The organism is Amycolatopsis sp. lyj-23 (genome assembly GCF_046549135.1).
Taxonomy (GTDB): Bacteria; Actinomycetota; Actinomycetes; order Mycobacteriales; family Pseudonocardiaceae; genus Amycolatopsis.
The window spans coordinates 338,430-355,042 of the sequence record NZ_JAJPWN010000002.1 but is presented as its reverse complement, the minus strand read 5'-3'; the positions used below and the strand labels follow the sequence as shown (position 1 = coordinate 355,042).

Annotated in this window: 2 protein-coding genes; both read left to right on the top strand. The window is 74.8% G+C overall.

Features of this window, described 5'->3' with window-relative positions; translation table 11 throughout:
• Positions 1–5 precede the first annotated feature (5 nt).
• Entirely contained in the window at positions 6–4,355 is a 4,350-nt protein-coding gene (locus tag ACLJPY_RS04365; protein WP_410586700.1) for an amino acid adenylation domain-containing protein, read from the top strand.
• Entirely contained in the window at positions 4,352–16,603 is a 12,252-nt protein-coding gene (locus ACLJPY_RS04360; RefSeq protein WP_410586699.1) for an amino acid adenylation domain-containing protein, read from the top strand. Before ACLJPY_RS04365 ends, ACLJPY_RS04360 begins: the two co-directional genes overlap by 4 nt.
• The last annotated feature ends 10 nt before the right edge of the window (positions 16,604–16,613 follow it).

Genomic DNA, 16,613 nt, shown 5'->3' with positions numbered 1-16,613 from the left:
CGGCCATGGAAGGCTACCGGCTCTCCCCACAGCAGAAGCGCGCCTGGCTGGTGCGGCAGGCCGACCGCAGCGGTGTCCACCCGGCTCAGGCGCTCGCCGAGATCGACGGGCACCCGGACCCGGAACGCCTGCGCCTCGCGGTCGACAGCGTGTGCCTGCGGCACGAAGCACTCCGGACGGTGCTGCACCGGCCGCCGGGGATGGACTTGCCCGTTCAGGTCATCCGGCCGACACCTCGCGTGGCGTACGCGGTCCACGACGGCACCGACGCGGGCGGCCTCGCGCGGGCGCGCGCCGGCACGGTGTTCGACCTCGCGGGCGATCCGCTCGTCCTGGCCGATCTGGTGCTGCTGCCGGGTTCCCGGGCCGCGCTGCTGCTGACCATGCCCGGCGTGCCGGCCGACGCGATGTCGCTGCACGTCCTGCTGACCGAGATCCGCGAGCGCTACGACGGCCGGCCGCCCCGGGACGAACCGTTGCAGTACGCCGACGCCGCCGAGTGGCAGCACGACGTCTTGACCGCGCCGGAGACCTCCGGCGGCCGGGAGTTCTGGCGGACGCACCTCGCCGCGCTGCCGCCCGCCGAAGCGCTGCCCGTGGAACGAACCGGCGCGCCGGGCGGCTTCCGCCCGGCCACCGTGCCGGTCGATCTCGCACCTGACGTCACCGCGCTGGTCCTGCAGTGCGCGGAGGAACGGAACTGGCCGGTCGACGCCGTGTTCGCCGCGGCGTGGCAGGCGTTGCTGACGCGCGTGGCCGGCGGCGTCGTCCGGATCGCCACGGCGGCGGCGAACCGGCCGCACGCGGAGATGCGCGACGCGGTCGGCCCGTACGCCCAGTGGCTGCCGCACGCGACGGCGGTAGCCGCGACCCAGACGTTCGCCGAGTCCGTCGCCGCGGTCGCCGGCCAGGCGCGGGACCTGGTGGCGAACCAGGAGTTCTTCGACGCGTCGGCGTTCGAGGAGGTGCCGGTCGCGCGGGCCGCGTTCGCCTGGACGCGGCGGCCGGCCCAGCCGGGTTGGCCGGTGACCTCGGCGGTCGCCCACCGCGAGCCGTTCCCGATCCTGCTGGACGGCACACTCGGCGGCTCGGTGCTTCGGCTGTCGCTGCACTACGACACTGCCCGGCTGACGACGGACGACGCGGGCCGGTTGGCGGCGATGTACCGGTGCCTGCTCGCCGCCGCGGTGGCGGATCCCGAGTCGCTCGTCGGGTCGCTGCCGATGTCCCCGGACGAAGAATCGCGCCGGGCCTCGGCCGACGGTCTGCCCGCTTCTCCCGTCGAGGCCCCGGATCGCTGCGTGCACACGCTGTTCGAGGAGCAGGCAGCGCTGCGGCCGGACCAGGCGGCGGTCGTCGCGGGTGACGACCGGCTCACCTACCGCGAGCTCGACGAGCGGGCGAACCGGATCGCGCACCGCCTGCGCCGGGCCGGCGTGCGGCCGGAAGATCGGGTCGGGCTGGTGGCGGGGCGGGGCATCGGTTCCGTCGCCGGGCTGCTCGGCGTGCTGAAGTCCGGCGCGGCGTACGTGCCCGTCGACGCCGATCTTCCGGTGGCGCGCCGCCGGTCCCTGTTCGAACAGGCCGGGGTGCGCCACGTCCTGACCGAGGACGGCGAGGACACGACCGCTTTCGGCCAAGCCGGCCCGCGGCCGGCGGACGAGGACGCGACCGGCCCGGACGGCGGGGCACGCCTCGCCAACCTCGCCTACGTCGTCTTCACGTCCGGCTCCACCGGCGAGCCGAAGGGCGTCGCGGTCACCCACGACAGCCTGGCCCGCTACACGCGCGGCATCGCGGACGTGCTGGACCTGCCCGCCGGTGCCGGGTACGGCATCGTCTCGACCTTCGCCGCCGACCTCGGGCACACCGTCGTCTACCCGTCGCTGTGCACCGGCGGCACGCTGCACGTGCTGTCCCGCGAAGCCGCCAACAGCCCGGCGATGCTGGCCGGCTACCTGGACCGGAATCCGGTGGACTGCCTGAAGATCGTGCCTTCACACCTGCGTGCGCTGCTGGACGGCGACCGGCCCGCGGCGGTCCTGCCGAAGCGGCGTCTGGTCCTCGGCGGCGAGGCGCTGCCCGCCGACCTGGTCCGTGCGGTGCGCGAGCTGGCGCCGGACTGCCGGCTGCTCAACCACTACGGCCCGACCGAGACGACCGTCGGCGTGCTCAGCCACGAGGTCACCGCGGCGGACGGCCTGGTGCCGCTCGGGCGGCCGCTCCCCCACGCCCGGGTGCACGTGCTGGACGACCGGCTCGCCTTCGCTCCACTGTGGACAAGCGGCGAATTGTGCGTCGGCGGTCCGGCGGTGGCTCGCGGCTACCTCGGCAAGCCCGGGGCGACCGCCGAACGGTTCGTGCCGGACCCGCACGCGCGGCAACCGGGCGAACGGCTCTACCGCACCGGTGATCTGGCGCGCCGGCTCGGCGACGGCACCCTGGTGTTCCTGGGCCGCAACGACGAACAGGTGAAGCTGCGCGGCTACCGGGTCGAACCGGCCGAGGTCGCCGCGGTGCTCCGGCGGCACCCCGGCGTCCAGGACGCGACGGTCGTCGTCCGCGACGGCAACGGCGCGCCGCAGCTGGTGGGGTACGTCGTCGCCGACGCGGCCCCCGACGTCCTGCGGGCGCACTGCACCGCGCACCTGCCGTCCTACCTGGTGCCGTCGGCGCTGGTGTCTCTCGAGGCGATCCCGTTGACTGCCAACGGGAAACTCGACCGGGCGGCCCTACCGGCACCGGCCGGCGCCACGGCGTACGCGCCGCCGCAGTCGCCCGTGGAGGAGACGCTCGCCGCCATCTGGGCCGAGCTGCTGCGTGTCGACCGGGTCGGCCGCCACGACAGCTTCTTCGCCCTGGGCGGCGACTCGATCCTGGGCATCCAGGTGGTCTCGCGCGCGAACCAGGCCGGCATCGCGGTGACGCCGCCGCTGTTGTTCCAGCACCCGACGATCGCCGCGCTCGCCGCCGCGAGCGCGACCGAGGCCGCTCCGGTCGAGGCCGAGCAGGGACCGGTGACCGGGCCGGTCCCGGCGACGCCGATCCACCGCTGGTTCCTCGGCCTGGGCCTGCCCGACCCGTCGCACTACAACCAGACGATCTGCTTGCGGCCACGGCAAACCCTGCGTGCCGAGCCGCTGCGGACCGCGTTGGACGCGCTGGTCGCCCATCACGACGCACTACGCCTGCGCCTCACCCTCGGTGCCGACGGCTGGACGGTGGACAACGCGCCGGCTGCCGGCCACGACTTGCTGAGCATCGCCGACGACCTCGAACCTGCTGTCGTTCGGGCGCAGCAGGACATCGACATCGCATCCGGCTGCCTGCTTCACGGCGTTCTCGCCGGGGGCGGCGACGCTCAGCGGCTGGTCCTGGTGGCCCACCACCTCGGTGTGGACGGTGTGTCGTGGCGAATCCTGCTCGAAGACCTCGCGACCGCGTACCGACAGGCAGCTGCCGGTCAGCCCGTCCGGCTGCCCGCCAAAACGACTTCGTACCGGCAGTGGGCAATGCGAATGGCCGAACGGGCGCACGCCCACGACGGCGAAATCCCGTACTGGACAGACCTGCTGACGGCGGCCCGCACCACCCGGATCCCGCGGGACGAGTACCGCGCGGCCGGAGCGGCCACCTACGGCGACAGCCGGGCTGTCACGGTGGAACTCGACGCCGCGGCCACCGAAGCCCTCCTCGGGCGTTCGGTGCGAGCTTCGGTGCACGCCGCCGTGCTCGGCGCGCTCGGCCGGGTGCTGGGCAAGTGGACCGGGCAGCAGCAGGTCGTCGTGGACGTCGAGGGCCACGGCCGGGACGTCCGCTGGCCGGACGTCGATCTGAGCCGCACCGTCGGCTGGTTCACCACCATGCACCCGGTACGGCTGAGTGCGGACGGAACCGCCCCGGCTCCGTCCGACGGCACGGGCTACGGCGTCTTGCGCCACCTCCGCTCGGACACCGCCACGGCGCGGCTGCGGGCGCTGCCCAGCCCGGCCATCCGGGTCAACTACCTGGGCCGCGGCACCGGTGCCGCCGACGGCGACGGGCTGCTGGAGCTGGTGCCCGACCGGCTCGGCACCACCGCGGACCCGGCAGGCCGGCGGCCGTACCTGCTCGACATCACGGCCGTCGAGCTCGGCGGCCGGCTGCGGATGACCTGGGTCTACAGCCCGGCGGTGCACCGCGCGCCGACCATCGAGGCGCTGGCAGGGGACTGCCTGACCGAGCTCGCCGCCGGCACCGGAACGAACGCCCGGGCGGAACCGGAGGACAGCTTCGCCGAGTCCGGCCTCACGGAGGAGGACCTGGCCGAGCTCATGGACGAACTCGAGACGCTGCCCGCCGAGGGGGACGCATGACCGGACAGCACCACCGCATCGAGCGCATCTACCCGCTCTCGCCGCTGCAGCAGGGCATGGTGTTCCACGCCCTGTACGAACCGGACGCCGACCCCTACGTGGAACAGGTGTCCTGCGCGCTGGTGGGTGCGCTCGACGCGGCGGCGTTCCGTGCCGCCTGGGCGGAGGTCGTCGACCGGCATGCCGCCCTGCGCACCGCGATCCGCTGGACCGGGCAGGCGCAGGCCCGGCAGGTCGTGCACCGGCAGGTGACACTGCCGTGGACCGAAGCCGACCTCACCGGGCTCGACCCGGCCGAGCAGACCGCCGCCGTCGCCGAGCTCGCCGGACAGGACTGGGCCCGCGGCTTCGACCTGGCCCGGGCGCCGCTGTTCCGGCTGACCCTGGCACGGCTCGGCGACCGGGCACACCGGTTGATCTGGACCAACCACCACGCGGTGCTGGACGGCTGGTCGCGGTCCCGGGTGTTCGGCGAAGTGATGACGCTCTACCGGGCCGCGGTCACCGGCCGGGACGCCGGGCTCGCCCCGGCACCCGCCTTCGGCGACTACATCGCCTGGTACCGGGGACTCGACCTCGCGCAGGCGGAGGAGTTTTGGCGGACCACGCTGGCCGCCTTCGCCGCACCCACCCCGCTGCCGAGCGGAACCGCCGAGGCGAGCGAGGGCACCGGCTCGGCGCGGCTGGACCTGTCCGAACCCGCCACTGCCGCGCTGCGCGAACTCGGCCGCGGCCACGGGCTCACCGTCAACACGCTCGTCCAGGCCGCGTGGGCGCTCTTGCTGGCGCGGCACAGCGGGCAGTCCGACGTCCTGTTCGGCGCGACCGTCGCCGGGCGGCCGCCCGGGCTCGCCGGTGCCGAGCACATGGTGGGGTTGTTCATCAACACCGTCCCGGTCCGGGTGCGGGTGACCGGCGAGCGCGCCGTCGCCGGGTGGCTGGCGGATCTCCAGCAGGCGTTCGTCGAACTCCGCCAATACGAGCACACCCCGCTGGCGGACGCGCAGCGCTGGAGTGAAGCGCCCCGGGACAGCCCGCTCTTCGAGAGCCTGGTGGTCTTCGAGAACTACCCGCTCGACGAACACGCCGAAGCCGACGGCAGTCCGCGAGTGGAAGACGTCAGCTTCCGCGAACAGACCCACTACCCGCTCACCCTGGTCTCGGTACCGGCCGAGCGGCTGGCTCTGCGGCTCGTGTACGCGCGGAACCAGTACGACGAACCGGGTGCCGGCGCACTGCTGGCCGAGCTGGAACACCTGCTGGCCGCGCTCGTCGCGAACCCGGACGCCCCCGTCGCCGCACTCACGGCACTCCCGCCCGAGCAGGAAGCGAGGCTGCTCGCGAGCTGGAACCCGCCGGCCGCGGAGGTTTCGCCCGCCGAGGGGTCACTGGTCGAGCGCTTCCTCGATCAGGCGCGCGAGCGGCCGGACGCGGTCGCCCTCGTGTGGGGCGGGGAGCAGCTCACCTACCGCGCCGTGGCCCGCCGGGCCGCCGGGCTGGCACAGCGGCTGCGGTCGGCCGGAGTCGGCCGCGAGGTGCTCGCCGGGGTGCTGCTGGACCGCGGCCCGCAGCAGGTGATCGCCGTGCTGGCGTGTCACCTCGCCGGCGGCGCTTACCTGCCGCTGGACCCGGCGTATCCGCGGGAGCGGCTGGACTACCTGGTCTCCGACAGCCGGATCCCGGTCCTCGTCACCACCGGCGGGCCGGCGGACCGGGTGCCGGCCGGGCCGGCGGTGGTCGTCGCGGACGGCACCGAAGCCGAGCCGGTGCGGCCGCGGATCGACCCGGCGGACCTCGCGTACGTCATCTACACCTCCGGCTCGACCGGGCAGCCCAAGGGCGTGCTGGTCCCGCACGGCAACGCGACGCGGTTGTTCGACGCCACCCGCCCGTGGTTCGGCTTCGGCGAGCACGACGTGTGGAGCCTGTTCCACTCGGCGGCGTTCGACTTCTCGGTGTGGGAGCTGTGGGGCGCGCTGGCGCACGGCGGCCGCCTGGTGCTCGTCGACGACGTGACCCGGCGCACCCCGGCCGAGTTCGCCGTCCTGGCCGACCGCCAGGCGGTCACGGTGCTCAACCAGACGCCGTCGGCGTTCCTGCCGCTGGCCGAGGCCGCCGGCGAGCTGCCCAGCCTGCGCACGGTCGTCTTCGGCGGCGAAGCCCTGCCCGCGGACCGGCTGTCCGACTGGGCCGGACGGCACGGCCTGTCCCGGCCGCGGCTGGTGAACATGTACGGCATCACCGAAACCACCGTGCACGTCACCCGCCACGTGGTCGGCGCGGCCGACCTCGACCCGGCCACGGGCAGCGTCATCGGCCGCCCCATCCCCGACCTGCGCCTCTACCTGCTCGACGACAACCTCCGGCCGGTGTCCGCCGGCCGCACCGGCGAGATCCACGTCGGCGGCGCCGGCCCCGCCCGCGGCTACCTCCGGCGCCCCGGCCTGACCGCCCAGCGCTTCGTGCCGGATCCCCACGGGACGGCCGGCGCCCGCATGTACCGCACCGGCGACCTCGCTCGCGCACTGCCCGACGGCACGTTCGTCTACCTCGGCCGCGCCGACGACCAGATCCAGCTCCGCGGCCACCGCGTCGAACCGGCCGAGATCGAGGCCGCACTGCGGGCCCACCCGCGGGTGACCGACGCCCACGTCCGGCTCCGGGACGGCCGGCTCGTCGCCCATCTCACCACGACCGGCGAGGCCGGCGACCTGCGCGACCACCTGGCGCGGCGGCTCCCCGGCCACCTGGTTCCCGCCCACTTCGTCGTCGTGGACGAGTTCCCGCTGACCGCGCACGGCAAGATCGACACCGCCGCGCTGCCCGCGCCCGGCCGCGAGTGCGCGAACGGCGAACCCGCCGCGCCGAGGACACCGGTGCAGGAGGTGGTCGCCGGGGTCTGGCAACAGCTCCTCGGCGTCGAGAACGTCGGCGTGCACGACAACTTCTTCGCGCTCGGCGGCCATTCCTTGATCGCGGCGCAGGTCCACGCCCGGCTCCGGGCGGTGTTCGGCGTCGACGTGCCGCTCCGGGTGCTGTTCGAGCATCCCACCGTCGCGGAGCTCGCCGAGCACGTCGAAGCGCGCCGCGACACCACCGCGGACCAGCGGCCGCCACTGGGCCCCCGGGACCGTCCGGCGGAAGTGCCGTTGTCGTTCGCGCAGCAGCGGGCGTGGTTCTTCGAGCAATGGGCACCGGACAGCCCGCTCAACACCATCATCGCCGGCCTGCGGCTGACCGGCACCCTCGACGTGGCCGCCGTCGCCGCCGGGCTGAGCGCCATCGCCGCGCGGCACGAACCGCTGCGCACCGCCTTCGGCACCGGCACCCCGCGGCAGGTGATCGCCCCGCCCGCGGCGGTGCCGCTGCCGGTCGTGGATCTCGGCGGCCTCGGCGCCGGCCGAAGCGAGGCGGTGGTGCGCCGGCTCGCCGCGGCCGAAGCCCGGCTGCGGTTCGACCTCCAGGCCGGGCCGCTGGTCCGAGCGCGTCTGCTGCGGCTGGCCGGCGACGACCACGTGCTGCTGCTCGGCCTGCACCACACGATCGCCGACGGCCACTCGCTCGAAGTGCTGCTGGCCGAGCTGACCGAGCTCTACACCGCGCACCGTGAACACCGCGAGCCGGCCCTGCCGCGGCTTCCGTTCCAGTACGCGGACTACACGCTCTGGCAACGGTCCTGGTTGGACAGTCAGACGCTGGACCGGCAGCTCGGGTACTGGCGCGGCACCCTGGCCGGCGCGCCGGCCCTGCTCGAGCTGCCCACCGACCGCCCGCGCCCGCCGGAGCTGGGATTCGACGGCGCGAGCCACGCGTTCACCGTCCCCGGACCGGTCCGCCAGCTGCTGCACCAGGTGAGCCGGGAAATCGGCGCCACCCCGTTCATGACCCTGCTGGCCGCGTTCTCGCTGGTGCTGTCCCGCTACAGCGGCCAGGACGACATCGTCGTCGGCGCGCCGATCGGCCAGCGCCCCACCGAAGAAGCCGAGCGGCTGATCGGGTTCTTCACCAACACCTTGGTCCTGCGCACCGATCTCGGCGGCGACCCGACCTTCGCCCAGCTGGTGGCCCGGGTTCGCGAGACGTGCCTGGATGCCTACGCCAACCAGGACGTGCCGTTCGAGCAGCTGGTGGAGGAACTGCGCCCGGCGCGGGACGCCAGCTACGCGCCGCTGGCGCAGGTCGGCTGTGACTACCAGCGGGTGTCTTCGGCCGAGATCGACTGGCCCGGTGTCCGGGTGCGGCCGCTTGAACCCGCGCCCGGCAACGGAACGGCGAAGTTCGACCTGGCGCTGGCCCTGGTCGAAGGCCCGCACTCGCTGACCGGCACCCTGATCTACAACACCGCCCTGTTCGAACCGGACACCGTCGAGCGCATCGCCGTCGTGCTGCTCGACGCGCTCGCCGCGCTGACCACCGAGCCGAACCGCCGGCTGCGCGAAGTGCCGCTGCTGCCCGATGCCGACCACGACCTGCTGACCCGCCGGTGGAACCACACTCCGGCCCCCGCCGCCCCGGCCCTCGGATTCGCGGAGCTGGTCGCGGCGCAGGCCGGGCGAACGCCGGACGTGGTGGCGGTCGCGATGGGCGAGCACCAGCTCACCTACGCCGCGCTCGACGCCCGCGCCACCCGGCTCGCACAGCACCTGCGGGCCGCGGGCGTCGGCCCGGACGTCCGCGTGGCCGTCTGCCTGGACCGGTGTCCCGAGCTCGTGATCAGCCTGCTGGGCATCATGAAGGCCGGCGGCACCTACCTCCCGCTGGACCCGACGTACCCGGCCGACCGGCTGGCGTACATGATCGACGACAGCCGGGCGCGCCTGCTGCTTTCCCGGCGCGACCTGCTCGACCGGCTGCCCGGGCAGCGGAACGTCCTCCTGCTCGACGAGCGGTGGCCGGCCATCCGCGCCGAACGCGACGACAGCCCGCTGCCGCCGGTCGCGCCGGACACCCTCGCGTACGTCATCTACACCTCCGGCTCGACCGGCCGGCCGAAAGGCACGATGGTCCCCCACCGCGGCATCGCCGCACTCGCCCGCGCACAGGCGAGCGAGCTGGGCGTCGGCCACGGGAGCCGGGTGCTGCAGTACGCGTCGCTGAGCTTCGACGCGTCGCTGCTGGAAGTCGTCATGGCGCTGCCGTCGGGGGCCACGCTGTGCCTCGCGCCGCGCGAGCGCCCGCTGCCCGGCCCCGACCTGCTCCGGCTGCTCGACGAGCAAGCGGTGACGACGGTGCTGCTGCCGCCCTCCGCATTGGCGGTGACGCCCGACGCCGCACTGCCCGCGCTGACCACCGTGACGGTCGGCGGCGAAGCGTGCTCGGCGGACCTGGTGCGCCGCTGGGCGCCCGGCCGCCGGTTCCACAACCTCTACGGGCCGACCGAGGCGACGATCTGCACCGTCATGGCCGAGTGCCGGCCCGGGGCACCCGTCGGGATCGGCCGGCCGATCCCGGGCAGCACCGCGTATGTGCTCGACGCAGACCTGCGCCCCTCGCCGATCGGTGTTCCCGGCGAGCTTTGCCTCGGCGGTACCGGCCTGGCCCGCGGCTACCTCGGCCGGCCGGGGCTGACCGCCGGCCGGTTCGTGCCGGATCCGTTCGGCCCGCCCGGCGCACGGCTCTACCGCACCGGCGACCGGGTGCGGTTCCGCGCCGACGGGTCGCTCGCGTTCCTGGGCCGGCTCGACGACCAGGTGAAACTACGCGGATTCCGGATCGAGCCCGGCGAGGTCGAAGCTGCGCTGCGCAGTGTGCCGGACGTGGCGGACGCTGTGGTCGTCCTGCGCGAAGACCAGCCGGGCACCCCGCGGCTGGTCGGCTACGCGGTGGCGCGCACCGGGGTCACCACCGACGAGCTGCGCGAGGCGTGCGCCCGCGCCCTGCCGGACTACATGGTGCCCGCCGCGTTCGTGGTCCTCGACGAGTTCCCGTCGCTGCCCAGCGGCAAGCTCGACCGCGCCGCGTTGCCGCCGCCCGGCGCGGACCGTCCGGACCTGGCCGTGTCCTACGCCGCGCCGTCGACGCCGGCCGAGCGCACGATCGCCGGTATCTGGGCGACCGCGCTCGGGCTGGACCGCGTCGGCCGCGACGACGACTTCTTCGCCCTGGGCGGCGACTCGATCCTCAGCATCCAGGTGATCACCCAGGCCGCCAAGGCGGGCCTGCGGATCAGCCACAAGATGCTGTTCCAGAACCGGACCGTGCGCGGGCTCGCGGCCGCCGTCGAGGCGGCGGCCCCCGCGGCGACCGGGCCCGGCGACCGGAACGCCGGCACCGGCCCGGTCCGGCCGACTCCCATCCAGCAGTGGTTCCTGGACCAGCACCTGCCGACACCCGCGCACTACAACCAGGCGCTGCTCGTCCGGCCGCGCCGTCCGCTGCACACCGAAGCCCTCCGGGCGGCGGTCCGGGAAGTGGTCGCGCACCACGACGCCCTGCGGCTGCGCGTCGGGTCCGGTGCCACGCTGGACATCGCCGCAGTGTCCAGTGCCGCGCGGGCCGAGGTGGCCGTCGCCGACCTGACCGGCGCGGAAGCCGAAGACGAAGCGATCGCGTCGGTGGCTGCCCAGACGCACGCCGGCATCGACCTGTCCGCGGGTTGCCTGCTCTGCGCCGTCCACATCAGACTGGCCGGCAGCGAACGGCTGCTGCTGGTCGCCCACCACCTCGCCGTCGACGGCGTCTCGTGGCGGATCCTGCTGGAGGACCTGGCCACCGCCTACCACCAGGCGCTGCGCGGCGCGCCGCTCGCGCTCCCGGCGAAGACCACCGCGTTCCGGGACTGGGCGGCGGACTCGGCCGAGCAGGCAGGCCACGCCGAAACCGAAGCCCAGCTTCCTTACTGGACGGACGTCCTGGTCGACGCGCAGAACCAGAAGGTGCCGACGGACGTCGACGTCGACCCGGCAGCCGACACCTATGCGGCCGCCGGGTCCGTGACCGCCGCGCTGGACCCCGCCACCACCGAGGAGGTGCTCCGGTCCGCCGGTCCGGCCAGCGCGCACGAGCTGCTGCTGACCGCACTCGGCCGCGCGCTCTGCGACTGGACCGGAAGCGACCGGGCGGTCGTGGACGTGGAAAGCCACGGCCGGGATTCCCGGTCCGCCGACCTGACCCGGACGGTCGGCTGGTTCACCGCGATCCACCCGCTCGTCCTGCCGGTCGCCGGTCCGCCGCGGACCGCGTTGCGCAACGTCCGGGCAGCGATCCGCGCGCTGCCCGACGGCGGCCTCGGTTACGGGCTGCTGCGTTTCGGGCGCACCGACGCCGCGACCGAGCGGTTGCGGGGCTTGCCGGGCCCGGCGGTGTGCTTCAACTACCTCGGGCAGGTGGACCAGTCCTTCGCGGGCGACTCGCCGTGGCTGCCCGCCGAAGAGGACACCGGGCGCGGCCAGGCACCGGACACGCCGCGGCCGTACCTGATCGACGTGGTCGCGCTGGTCGCCGGCGGCCGGCTCCGGATCACCGTGACGCACGGCGCCCGGCATCGGCGCGAGACCGTGGCCGGCTTGCTCGACGCGCTCCGCGCGCACCTGCTCGCGCTGCTCGCGGCGGCCCGGTCCGGGTCCGGCGACGCGCTCGCGCCCGCCGACTTCCCGCTGGCCGGACTGGATCAGGCCGCGCTCGACCGGGTCGCCGCCGCGGCCGGCGGCCCGGTGGAGGACATCTACCCGCTTTCGCCGATGCAGGAAGGCATGCTGTTCCACACGGTCCGCGAGCAAGGCGCCGGATCCTACGTGGTGCAGATGGCCGCCCGGCTGACCGGCAGGTTCGACCCCCGCCGGTTCCGCGCGGCCTGGCAACGCGTGCTGAACCGGCACGCGGCGCTGCGCACGTCTTTCCACTGGGACCGGCTGGACCGCCCGCTCCAGGTCGTGCACCACGGCGTGACGGCGGCCGTCGACACCGCCGACTGGCGGTCGCTCGACCACGCGGAGCAGGCCGAGCGCATGGCCGGATTCCTGGCCGCCGACCGGGAACGCGGGTTCTCCCTCAGCCGTCCGCCGCTGGTTCGCCTCACCCTCGTCCGGGTGGCCGACGCGGAGTGGGAACTGGTCTGGACCCACCACCACCTGCTCCTGGACGGCTGGTCGATGCCGCTGGTCGTGCGCGAGCTGTTCGGCTGGTACGAAGCGCTGGGCAAGGACGGCTCGCACCCGGCCCCGGCCCCGCCGGCCCGGCCCTACCGCGACTACATCGCGTGGTTGCGGGACCAGGACCCGGCGGAGGACTTCTGGCGCGCGCGGCTGGGCGGCTTCGCCGCCGCGACTCCGCTGCCGGCGCGAACGACCGGCCGTCCTGGTGCCTCCGACGGGTACGGCACGGCGGAAATCCGGCTCCCCGAAGCGACGACCGAGGAGCTGACGCGATTCGCCCGCGGCCTCGGCGTGACGACCAGCACGCTGGTGAACGCCGCCTGGGCGGTGCTGCTGAGCCGGCACAGCGGCGAGGACGACGTCGTCTTCGGGGTGACCGTCGCCGGCCGTCCGCCGGAGCTGCCCGGCGTCGAGTCGATCGTCGGCCTCTTCATCAACACGCTGCCCGCTCGAGTACGGCTGCCCCGGACGCGGTCTGTCGGCGAGTGGCTGCGCGAAGTGCACCAGGACCTGCTGGAGATGCAGGGCAACGCCTACAGCTCGCTGGTGCGGATGAAGGCGTGCAGTGCCGTGCCGCGCGGCAGCAGCTTGTTCGACAGCATCGTCGTGTTCGAGAACTACCCCGTCGACGAGGCGGCGGGCCGGGCCCTCACCGGTGTCGAGGCGCGTCAGGTGCACGCCGCCGAGCAGACCGACTACCCGCTGACGCTCAGCTCCGCGCCCGGGCCGCGGCTGCTGCTGTCGTTGCTGTACGACAACGGCCGCTACACCGCGGAGACGGCCGGGCAGCTGCTCGCCCAGCTGCGGCACCTGCTGGCCGGGTTCGCCGCCGACCCCGAGCGCCCGGTCGCCGCAGTGTCCATTCTGGACGAAGAGGCGCGACGCGCCGTGCTCACCCGGTGGAATCCGCCGGTCTCGCCGGCACCCGGGCACCGTCCGGTGCACCGGCTGGTCGAGGACCACGCCGAACGCACGCCGGACGCCGTCGCCGTGGTGGCCGGCGACCGGCAGCTCACCTACGGTGCGCTGAACGCGCGCGCGAACCGGCTGGCCCGGGTGCTGCGGCGGCACGGCGTCGGACCGGAGGCGCGGGTCGGGCTGCTGCTCGACCGCTCCCCCGAGCTGCTGGTCGGGATGCTGGCGGTGCTCAAGGCGGGCGGGGCGTACGTGCCGCTCGACCCGGCCGCGCCGGCGGACCGGAACCACCGGCTGATCGGCGACGCCGGGATCCGCCTGCTCGTGTCCGGCCGGCCACCGGAGGGCGCGCCGGTGCCGGTCGTGCACCCCGGCTCCGGCCGCGGCGAGGACGCCGGGAACCTGCCCGGGCGGACCTCGCCCGACACCCTGGCCTACGTGGTCCACACGTCCGGGTCGACCGGCCGGCCGAAAGGCGTGCAGGTCAGCCACCGGAACCTGAGCGCCGCCGCGGCCGCCTGGCGCGGGGCCTACGCGTTGTCCGCCGAGGACCGGCACCTGCAGATGGCGGGCGTGACCTTCGACGTGTTCACCGGCGACGTCACCCGGGCGCTGGGTTCGGGCGCGGCTCTCGTCCTGTGCCCGCGGGAACTGCTGCTCGACCCGCCCGCGCTCGCCCGCCTCCTGGACGAGCAGGAGATCACCGCGGCCGAGTTCGTGCCGGTGGTGCTGCGTCACGTGGCCGAGTCCGTGCGGCAGGCCGGCGGCCGGTTGCCCGCGCTGCGCTTGCTGGTTTCCGGCGCGGACGCGTGGCCCGGCCGAGACCGGGCGGCCGCCGCCCGGATCGGCAGCGAACGCACCCGCGTCGTCAACTCCTACGGCGTCACCGAAGCCACCATCGACAGCACGTGTTTCGAGGGCGACCTCGCCGAGGCGGACGACACCCTCGTCCCCGTCGGGCGTCCGCTCGGTGCCACCCGGGTCTACGTGCTGGACCGGTCCGGCGCGCCGGTGCCGCCCGGAGCGCCCGGTGAGCTGTACCTCGGCGGGCCGCAGGTGGCCCGCGGGTATTCGGGCCGGCCCGGGCTGACGGCCGAACGGTTCCTGCCGGATCCGTGGGGCGCCCCGGGTGATCGGCTCTACCGCACCGGCGACCGGGCGCGCCTGCGCGCCGACGGCGAACTGGAGTTCCTCGGCCGCCTCGACGACCAGGTGAAGCTGCGCGGGGTGCGGATCGAGCCCGGCGAAGTCGAGTCGGCGCTCGCCGCCCACCCCGCGGTGCGTGCCGCGGCGGTCGCCGTCCGCGCCGATGGCCGGAACGAACCGCGGCTGGCCGGCTACGTCGTCACGGAGGAAGACGGCGACGTCGTGGCGGAGATCCGCGCGACGGCGGCGCGGCTGCTGCCCGCGTCGATGATGCCGGCCGTCATCGTCACGCTGCCTGCCTTGCCGCTGACGGCGAACGGGAAGCTCGACCGGTCCGCGTTGCCCGTGCCCGAGGCGCCGGACGTCGCCGAGGACGCGGACCACGAGCCGCCGCGGACGGCCGCCGAGCGCGCGCTGGCCGAGGTCTGGGCCGAGCTGCTCGGCGTGTCCCGTGTCGCGGCGACGGACGACTTCTTCGCGCTGGGCGGCGATTCGATCGTCAGTCTCCAGGTCGTCGCCCGGATGCGGGCCGCGGGCTGGGCGGTGACCCCGAAGCAGGTGTTCGACCACCGGACCGTCCGGGCGCTGGCGGCGGCCGCCGTCCCGGCCACGCCCGCGGCGCACGCTCGCGCCGAGCAAGGCGTGGTGACCGGCCCGGTGCCGCTCACCCCGGTCCAGGCGACGTTCTTCGCCGAACAGCACCCGGCACCGCACCACTACAACCAGGCGGTGTTCCTCCGCGCTCGCGGGCCGATCGACACCGGAGCCCTCGACCGGGCACTGCACCACGTCGTCCGGCACCACGACGCCCTGCGCCTGCGGTTCCGGCGCACCGAAGACGGCTGGGCACAGGAGCAGGCCGGCCTGGCCGGGCTGCCGTCGCAGCTGCTCGTGGTCGAAGACCTCGGCGCCGTCGCGGTGGAGGAGCAGACCGCGGCGGTCGAAGCCCGCGCAGCCGCCGCGCAGCGCACCCTCGACCTCGATGCCGGGCTGCTGCTGCGCGCCGTGTGGTTCGATCTCGGTGCCGGGCGTCCGGGCAGGCTGCTGCTGGCGGTGCACCACCTCGCGGTCGACGGGGTGTCGTGGCGCATCCTGCTGGAGGACCTGGCCCACGCGTACACCCGCGAACGCGACGGCGCCCCGGTCGAGCTGCCGCCCAAGACCGCGGCGTTCCGGGACTGGGCGCAGGCGCTCGCCCAGCACGCGCACAGCGACGAGGTCGGCGCGCAGACCGGACATTGGCTCTCCGTCGCGCGGGCCGGGGCCGGTTCCGGGCTCCCCCTGGACCTGCTGCCCGGCGCGGACGAGGGGCTCGACGACGTCAACACCCGCGCGCAGCTCGCCGCGGTGACCCGTGAACTGGACGAAGACACGACCCGGCTCCTGCTGCGAGAGGTGCCCGCGGCGTACCGGGCGCGCATCGACGAAGTGCTGCTGACCGCGGTCGGCTGCGCGATCGTGGGCTGGGCGGGCGAGCCCTCGGTGCTGGTGGACCTGGAAGGTCACGGGCGCGAGGACTTCGGGGCCGCACTGGACGTCTCGCGCACCGTCGGCTGGTTCACCAGCGTGTACCCGGTCCTGCTCGCCCCCGATCCGCACGACACGGCGGCTGCCTTGCGGCACGTCAAGCAGCGCCTGCGCGAGACGCCGGAGGGCGGCCTCGGCCACGGCCTGATCCGCCACCTGCGCACCGGCGACCCGGCGGCCGCGCGGCTGGCGGACCTGCCGTCCGCGGCGATCTGCTTCAACTACCTCGGCCGGCTGGACGCCGGGTTCGGCGGGGCCGGACCCTGGGAGCCGGCCACCGAGTCGGAAGGGCCGGGCCAGGACGCCCGCGCTCCGCGGCCGTACCTGCTGGAGGTCGACGCCATGGTGCTGGCAGGCCGGCTGCGGTTCACCTGGTCCTACAGCGACCGGCTGCACACCCGGGCGACCGCCGCCGCGCTCGCCGACCGGTGCGTCGCCCTGGTGCGGACGCTCGTCGAGCGCCGCCGTGAACCGGAGGCGGCCGGCTGGCCGTCCGCCGACGTGACCGGGGTGGACCTGGCCCAAGGCGAGCTGGCCGATCTGCTCGCCGGTTTCCGGACGCCATGACGATCTCTCC

What these genes read in the sequence shown, in the direction of transcription:
- ACLJPY_RS04365 (WP_410586700.1), top strand. Translation starts at nt 6, where the DNA reads ATGGAAGGCTACCGGCTCTCCCCACAGCAGAAGCGCGCCTGGCTGGTG.
- ACLJPY_RS04360 (WP_410586699.1), top strand. Translation starts at nt 4,352, where the DNA reads ATGACCGGACAGCACCACCGCATCGAGCGCATCTACCCGCTCTCGCCG.